Origin of the sequence: Stenotrophomonas sp. NPDC077659 (genome assembly GCF_050268705.1) — a bacterium.
In the GTDB taxonomy this organism is placed as follows: Bacteria; Pseudomonadota; Gammaproteobacteria; order Xanthomonadales; family Xanthomonadaceae; genus Stenotrophomonas.
In genome coordinates, this window is the sequence record NZ_JBNNHG010000077.1 from 11290 (window position 1) to 16822 (window position 5533).

Below are 5533 nucleotides of genomic sequence, written 5' to 3' on the forward strand. Positions count from 1 at the left end.
CCGAGCAAGCTCGGCTCTACCAACCCGGCAGCGCCGGGCCATGCCCGGCGACGCTACAGCTGGATCCAGGTCGCCTTGATCTCGCTGTACTTGTCGAACGCATGCAGCGATTTGTCACGACCATTGCCCGACTGCTTGTACCCCCCAAACGGTGCGGTCATGTCGCCGCCATCCCAGCCATTGACCCACACACTGCCCGCGCGCAGTTGCCGCGACACACGATGCGCGCGGCCCAGATCGCGCGTCCACAGGCCGGCCGCCAGGCCATAACGGCTGTCATTGGCCAAACGCACTGCCTCGGCTTCGCCATCGAACCCCAGCACGGCCAGCACCGGCCCGAACACCTCTTCGCGGGCCAACGCCTGCTCCGGACGCACCTGGTCGAATACGGTGGGCTGCACGTAACAGCCGCCCTCCTCCACGGCTGCCCGCTGCCCGCCCAGCAGCAGGCGCGCGCCGTCACCCTCGGCGCGCGCGATATCGGCCAGCACCTTGTCCACGTGCGCAGCGTCGACCAGCGCCCCCATCGGCGCATCCGCCTCCAACGGATGGCGCGGCTGCATGCGACGCCCATACGCCACGACCTGGTGCACGAAATCGTCGCGGATCGAACGCTCCACCAGCAACCGCGAACCGGCCGTACAGACCTCGCCCTGGTTGAAAAAGATGCCCTGCGCCACGCCCCTGGCCGCCGCATCCAGATCCGGCGCGTCGGCAAAGACCAGATGCGGGCTTTTGCCACCGCACTCCAGCCAGACCCGCTTGAGGTTGGATCGGCCGGCGTACTGCAGCAGCTTCGCACCGGTCGCGGTGGAGCCGGTAAAGGCCAGAACATCCACATCCATGTGCAGCGCCAGTGGCTCGCCCACGAACATGCCCTGACCGGGCAGTACGTTCAGCACGCCATCGGGCAACCCGGCCTCGGCTGCCAGCGCCGCCAGCCGCAGCGCGCTCAACGGTGAGCGCTCGGAAGGCTTGAGTACCACCGAGTTGCCCATCGCCAGCGCCGGCGCGATCTTCCAGCAGGCCATCAGCAACGGAAAGTTCCACGGCACGATGGCGGCCACCACGCCGGCCGGCTCGCGACTGACAAGGCCCAGTTCGTGCGGGCCGGTCGGCGCGATCCCGCCATACAGCTTGTCCACTGCCTCGGCTGTCCAGTGCAGGCAGCGGACCACGCCGGCCAGATCGATGCGCCGCGCGTCACGCACCGGCTTGCCCATGTCCAGGGTTTCCAGAAGCGCCAGTTCGTCGGCATGCGTTTCCACCAGCGCGGCAAGTGCCTGCAGTACGCGCTTGCGGTGCACGGGCGTGGCCTGCGACCAGTGCCCGGCATCGAAGGCACGGCGCGCCGCAGCCACCGCGCGTTGCACGTCCTGAGCATCGCAGTCGGCCACCGGGCCCAGCACGCGGCCATCGATGGGGCTGATGCAGTCAACGCGGGCACCACTGGCGGCGTCCACATAGCGGCCATCGATGAAGGCCTGTGCGGGAATGGGCAGTTGGCTGGCCAAGGCCTGCCAATGGGCGCGATCGGGAAAGTCAGCCATGTCCGGCTCCCTGTGGAGATCACCCCGGTTATATCGGTGCGGCCGCGACTCCCACGTGATCGGCTGCGCTGCGTGCCCGCCGGGCACGGCCCGGTGCTACCCCACTGCCACCGCTGCGCTACAGTCGCTGCATCGGACCCGACGGAGGTGGCATGAAACACCCGGCGATCGACCCGCACACCCTGGCGACCCAGCGTCCCGAGTCGCTGGACGCGTACTGGATGCCGTTCACCGCCAACCGCCAGTTCAAGGGCGCACCCCGCATGCTGGTCCGCGCCGAGGGCATGCACTACGAGGACGTCGACGGGCGCAGCATCCTCGACGGCGCCGCCGGCCTCTGGTGCTGCAACGCCGGCCACGCGCGCCCGCGCATCGTCCAGGCCATCGCCGAACAGGCGGCCACGCTGGATTACGCTCCGGCCTTCCAGATGGGCTCGCCCCCCGCGTTCGCGCTGGCACAGCGGTTGGCGGCGCTGGCACCGGCCGGGCTGAACCATGTGTTCTTCACCAGCTCCGGCTCGGAGGCAGTGGATACCGCGATGAAGATCGTGCTGGCCCATCATCGCCTGCGCGGCGAGGGCCAGCGCACCCGCTTCATCAGCCGCGAAAAGGCCTACCACGGGGTCGGCTTCGGCGGCATGGCACTGGGTGGCCTGCCCAACAACCGCCGGCAGTTCGGCCTGCAGCTTGGCGGCGTGGACTACCTGCGCCACACCCTGGACCTGGAGCGCAACGCGTTCAGCAAGGGCCTGCCGCGCCACGGCGCCGAGCTGGCCGATGATCTGGAGCGGCTGCTCGCCCTGCACGATGCTTCGACGATCGCAGCCGTGTTCGTCGAGCCGGTGGCAGGTTCCGCCGGGGTGATCCTACCCTCCCCCGGCTACCTGCAGCGGCTGCGTGAAATCTGCGACCAGCACGGCATCCTGCTGGTGTTCGACGAAGTCATCACGGGATTTGGCCGGGTCGGCATGCCCTTCGCCGCACAACGCTTCGGGGTCACCCCGGACCTGCTGACCTTCGCCAAGGGCGTCAGCAACGGTGCAGTGCCGCTGGGCGGCGTGCTGGTGGGCGATGCCGTGCACGCCAGCTTCATGCAGGGTCCGGCGCAGGCCATCGAACTGTTCCATGGCTATACCTATTCCGGCCACCCGCTGGCCTGCGCCGCCGCGCTGGCCACCCTGGACATCCACGCCGAGGAGCGGCTGTTCGAGCGCGCCATTGAGCTGGGCGAGTATTGGCAGGAGCGCTTGCACGCCCTGCAGGGCCTGCCCAACGTGGTGGACATCCGCAATTTCGGCCTGGTGGGCGCGGTCGAACTGGCGCCACGCCGCGATGCCATAGGCGCCCGTGGCCATGAGGTCTACCGGCGCTGCTTCCACGATGGCCGGCTGCTGGTGCGCTGCACCGGCGACATCATTGCCCTCTCGCCGCCCCTGATCGTGGACAAGACGCAGATCGACCAGATCACCGGCATCCTGGGGGAAATGATCCAGGCCACCGCATGAGGCCAGGCGGGCGGCGGCGAGCAGGTACAATGGTCGGTTCCGCTCCTGACTGTTGCCGTGCCCATGGACATCGTCGTCAAAGAAGAACTGAAGGCCTATATCGATCCGCTGACCGCGGACGAACATGACGCGCTGGAGCGCAGCATTCTGGCCGAGGGCTGCCGCGATGCGCTGGTGCTGTGGGGCAATGTGCTGGTCGACGGCCACAACCGCTTCGGCATCTGCCAGAAGCACGGCCTGCCGTTCAACACCGTGCAGAACACTCGCTTCCAGAGCATGGAAGATGTGCATCTGTGGATGATCGAGCAGCACCTGGGCCGCCGCAGCGTCTCCGATTTCCAGCGCGGTGTGCTGGCCCTGCGCAAGCGCGACATCCTTTCCGCCCGCAGGCAGGTGGAACAGGCGCAGCTGCAGCGCGAGAGTGACGGCACCGCTGAACCGGCCGACGATGCGGGCGAAGACAGCCCGCCGTGGGAACCGGCACCGAAGGTCAGCCGCGCCGAACTGGCGCGCGAAGCCAAGTTGAGCACCAGCCAGGTCGGCATGATCGAGCGTATCCACGCCCAGGCAGCCGCCGAGGTGGTGGAAGCGGTGAAGGCCGGGGTGATTTCGATCAGCGCGGCTGCCGCCGTGGCCGACCTGCCTGAAGAAGAGCAGCGCGCGGCTGCTGCTGGTGGCAAGGACGAGCTGAAGCAGGCCGCCAGGCGCGTGCGCGAATCCAAGCGCAAGCCGCGTGCGCCCAAGCCTGAGCCGGCCGAGATGGATTTCGAGGAGCCGAGCGAGGACGAGGTCGCCAGCCGCGATGCCGAAGTGCTGTCCGCGCTGGAACAGCTGGGCGAGGACGCACCGGCCCTGCGCCGCCGCGTGGTGGCACTGACCCGCGAGAATGACACCTTGCGCGCACAGTTGGCCGCACTGCGCAGGCAGCTCGAAACGCTGTAACCACGCCGCCGGGCATGGCCCGGCGCTACCGATGGGAAGACGCGCCGCTGTAGAGCCGAGCCTACGCTCGGCTGTTCTGCACCCGGGCAAAGGCAGCCGAGCGTGGGCTCGGCTCTACAGATGGGCGTCACCGTACTGCCGGTAGACTGCAGCCATGACGTCTACCATCGATCCCCGCCGCGCGCAGCTGCGGCGCCTGAAAACCCTCGCCCTTGGCCTGCTGCTGTTGATGCTGGCCGGGTTCGCGGTCAGCCACTGGCAGGGCGAACGCGGTGGCTGGGCCTGGGTTTCGGCCTTCTGCGAGGCCGCCGCCGTCGGTGCACTGGCCGACTGGTTCGCGGTGGTGGCACTGTTCCGGCGACCGATGGGCCTGCCTATTCCACATACGGCCATCATCCCGCGCAGCAAGGCACGCATCGGCGACAGCCTGGCCCTGTTCGTGCGCGACCAGTTCCTGGAACCAAGCGTGCTGCTGGCCAAGCTGCAGGTGTTCGACCCGGCCAGCCGCCTGGGCAGCTGGCTGGCCGATCCCGCGCGCTCGCGGATGCTGGCCGACATGGCCCGCGGCTGGGCGCTGCAGGCACTGGATTTCTTTGACGAAGGCGCGGTCCGGCGGCAGCTGCACAGCTTCGTGGTGCAGCAGCTGCGGCAATGGAATGCAGCAGCTACCGCCGGGGAGCTGCTGGCCCTGCTGACCGCCGATGGCCGCCACCAGCGCGTGCTGGACGAAGGCCTGCAGCGGCTGGGCCGCTGGCTGGAACAGCCGGAAGTGAAGGAGCGTGCCTCGCAGCTGATCGTGCGTTACATCCAGCGCGAGTGGCCGACGTTGTCCAGTACCGTCAACTGGGTCAAGCCCATCGATGAGATCGGCGACAGCCTGGCCGAGCGCCTGGCGCGGGCGGTGCTGGAAGAGCTGCAGCAGGTGCTGGCCGAGCCGCAGCACCCGTTGCGGCAGGATTACGAGACCTGGCTGGGCAACTACGTGCAGCGCCTGCGCGAGGACCCGGCACTGGCCGAGCGCATCGAGCAGCTGAAGCAGGAAATGATCGACCACCCCGCCCTGCAGGAATACGTGCAAGGGCTGTGGGCGCGCATCCATGCCAGCCTGCGCGCGGACCTGCAGCGCGGGGATTCGGCACTGGTGGGTCACCTGCAGCGCAGCCTGGCATCTCTGGGCGCGACCCTGCAGGCCGATCCGGCGCTGCGCGAAGCGCTGAACCAGCATCTGCTGGAAGGCGCGCAGCGGCTGACCGAGCGCCTGCGCGAGGGAGTGACCACGCATATCGCGCAGACCGTGAAGGGCTGGGACGAGCGCCACCTGGTGGAGCAGCTGGAATTGAGCGTGGGCCGCGACCTGCAGTTCATCCGGTTCAACGGCACGCTGGTGGGCGGATTGATCGGCGTGCTGCTGCATGCGGCAACGGTGCTGTTCAGATTCTGAGCGGGTTTTCCAGCAGGGCTGCGCCCTGCACCCGCCGAAACAACGTCAACGTCAACGTCAACGTCAAAAGCCTGCATTCCGTGGGTTGGCGGGGT

Annotated in this window: 4 protein-coding genes; 3 read left to right on the top strand and 1 reads right to left on the bottom strand. The window is 68.3% G+C overall.

Annotated elements, in window-relative coordinates; all coding sequences use genetic code 11:
* Positions 1 to 53 precede the first annotated feature (53 nt).
* Positions 54 to 1550 (bottom strand): aldehyde dehydrogenase, encoded by a 1497-nt coding sequence (locus tag ACQKDV_RS12120; protein WP_427783981.1) that lies wholly within the window; start codon positions 1548 to 1550, stop codon positions 54 to 56.
* A gap of 152 nt (positions 1551 to 1702) precedes the next feature.
* Here ACQKDV_RS12120 and ACQKDV_RS12125 point away from each other — a divergent pair, with 152 nt between their 5' ends.
* The 3 genes from ACQKDV_RS12125 to ACQKDV_RS12135 all read left to right on the top strand — a co-directional run bounded on the left by ACQKDV_RS12125 (position 1703) and on the right by ACQKDV_RS12135 (position 5438).
* Positions 1703 to 3055 (top strand): aspartate aminotransferase family protein, encoded by a 1353-nt coding sequence (locus ACQKDV_RS12125; RefSeq protein ID WP_427783982.1) that lies wholly within the window; start codon positions 1703 to 1705, stop codon positions 3053 to 3055.
* Between the two features lie 63 nt (positions 3056 to 3118).
* Positions 3119 to 3997, top strand: coding sequence for a plasmid replication/partition related protein (locus ACQKDV_RS12130; RefSeq protein ID WP_427783983.1), 879 nt, complete (start codon positions 3119 to 3121; stop codon positions 3995 to 3997).
* Between the two features lie 154 nt (positions 3998 to 4151).
* Positions 4152 to 5438, top strand: a complete 1287-nt coding sequence (locus tag ACQKDV_RS12135) for a DUF445 domain-containing protein (RefSeq protein ID WP_427783984.1) — start codon at positions 4152 to 4154, stop codon at positions 5436 to 5438.
* The last annotated feature ends 95 nt before the right edge of the window (positions 5439 to 5533 follow it).

Excerpts from the sequence above, each read along its gene's own strand:
- ACQKDV_RS12125 (WP_427783982.1), top strand. The coding sequence starts at position 1,703 with ATGAAACACCCGGCGATCGACCCGCACACCCTGGCGACCCAGCGTCCC.
- ACQKDV_RS12135 (WP_427783984.1), top strand. The coding sequence starts at position 4,152 with ATGACGTCTACCATCGATCCCCGCCGCGCGCAGCTGCGGCGCCTGAAA.
- ACQKDV_RS12130 (WP_427783983.1), top strand. The coding sequence starts at position 3,119 with ATGGACATCGTCGTCAAAGAAGAACTGAAGGCCTATATCGATCCGCTG.
- ACQKDV_RS12120 (WP_427783981.1), bottom strand. The coding sequence starts at position 1,550 with ATGGCTGACTTTCCCGATCGCGCCCATTGGCAGGCCTTGGCCAGCCAA.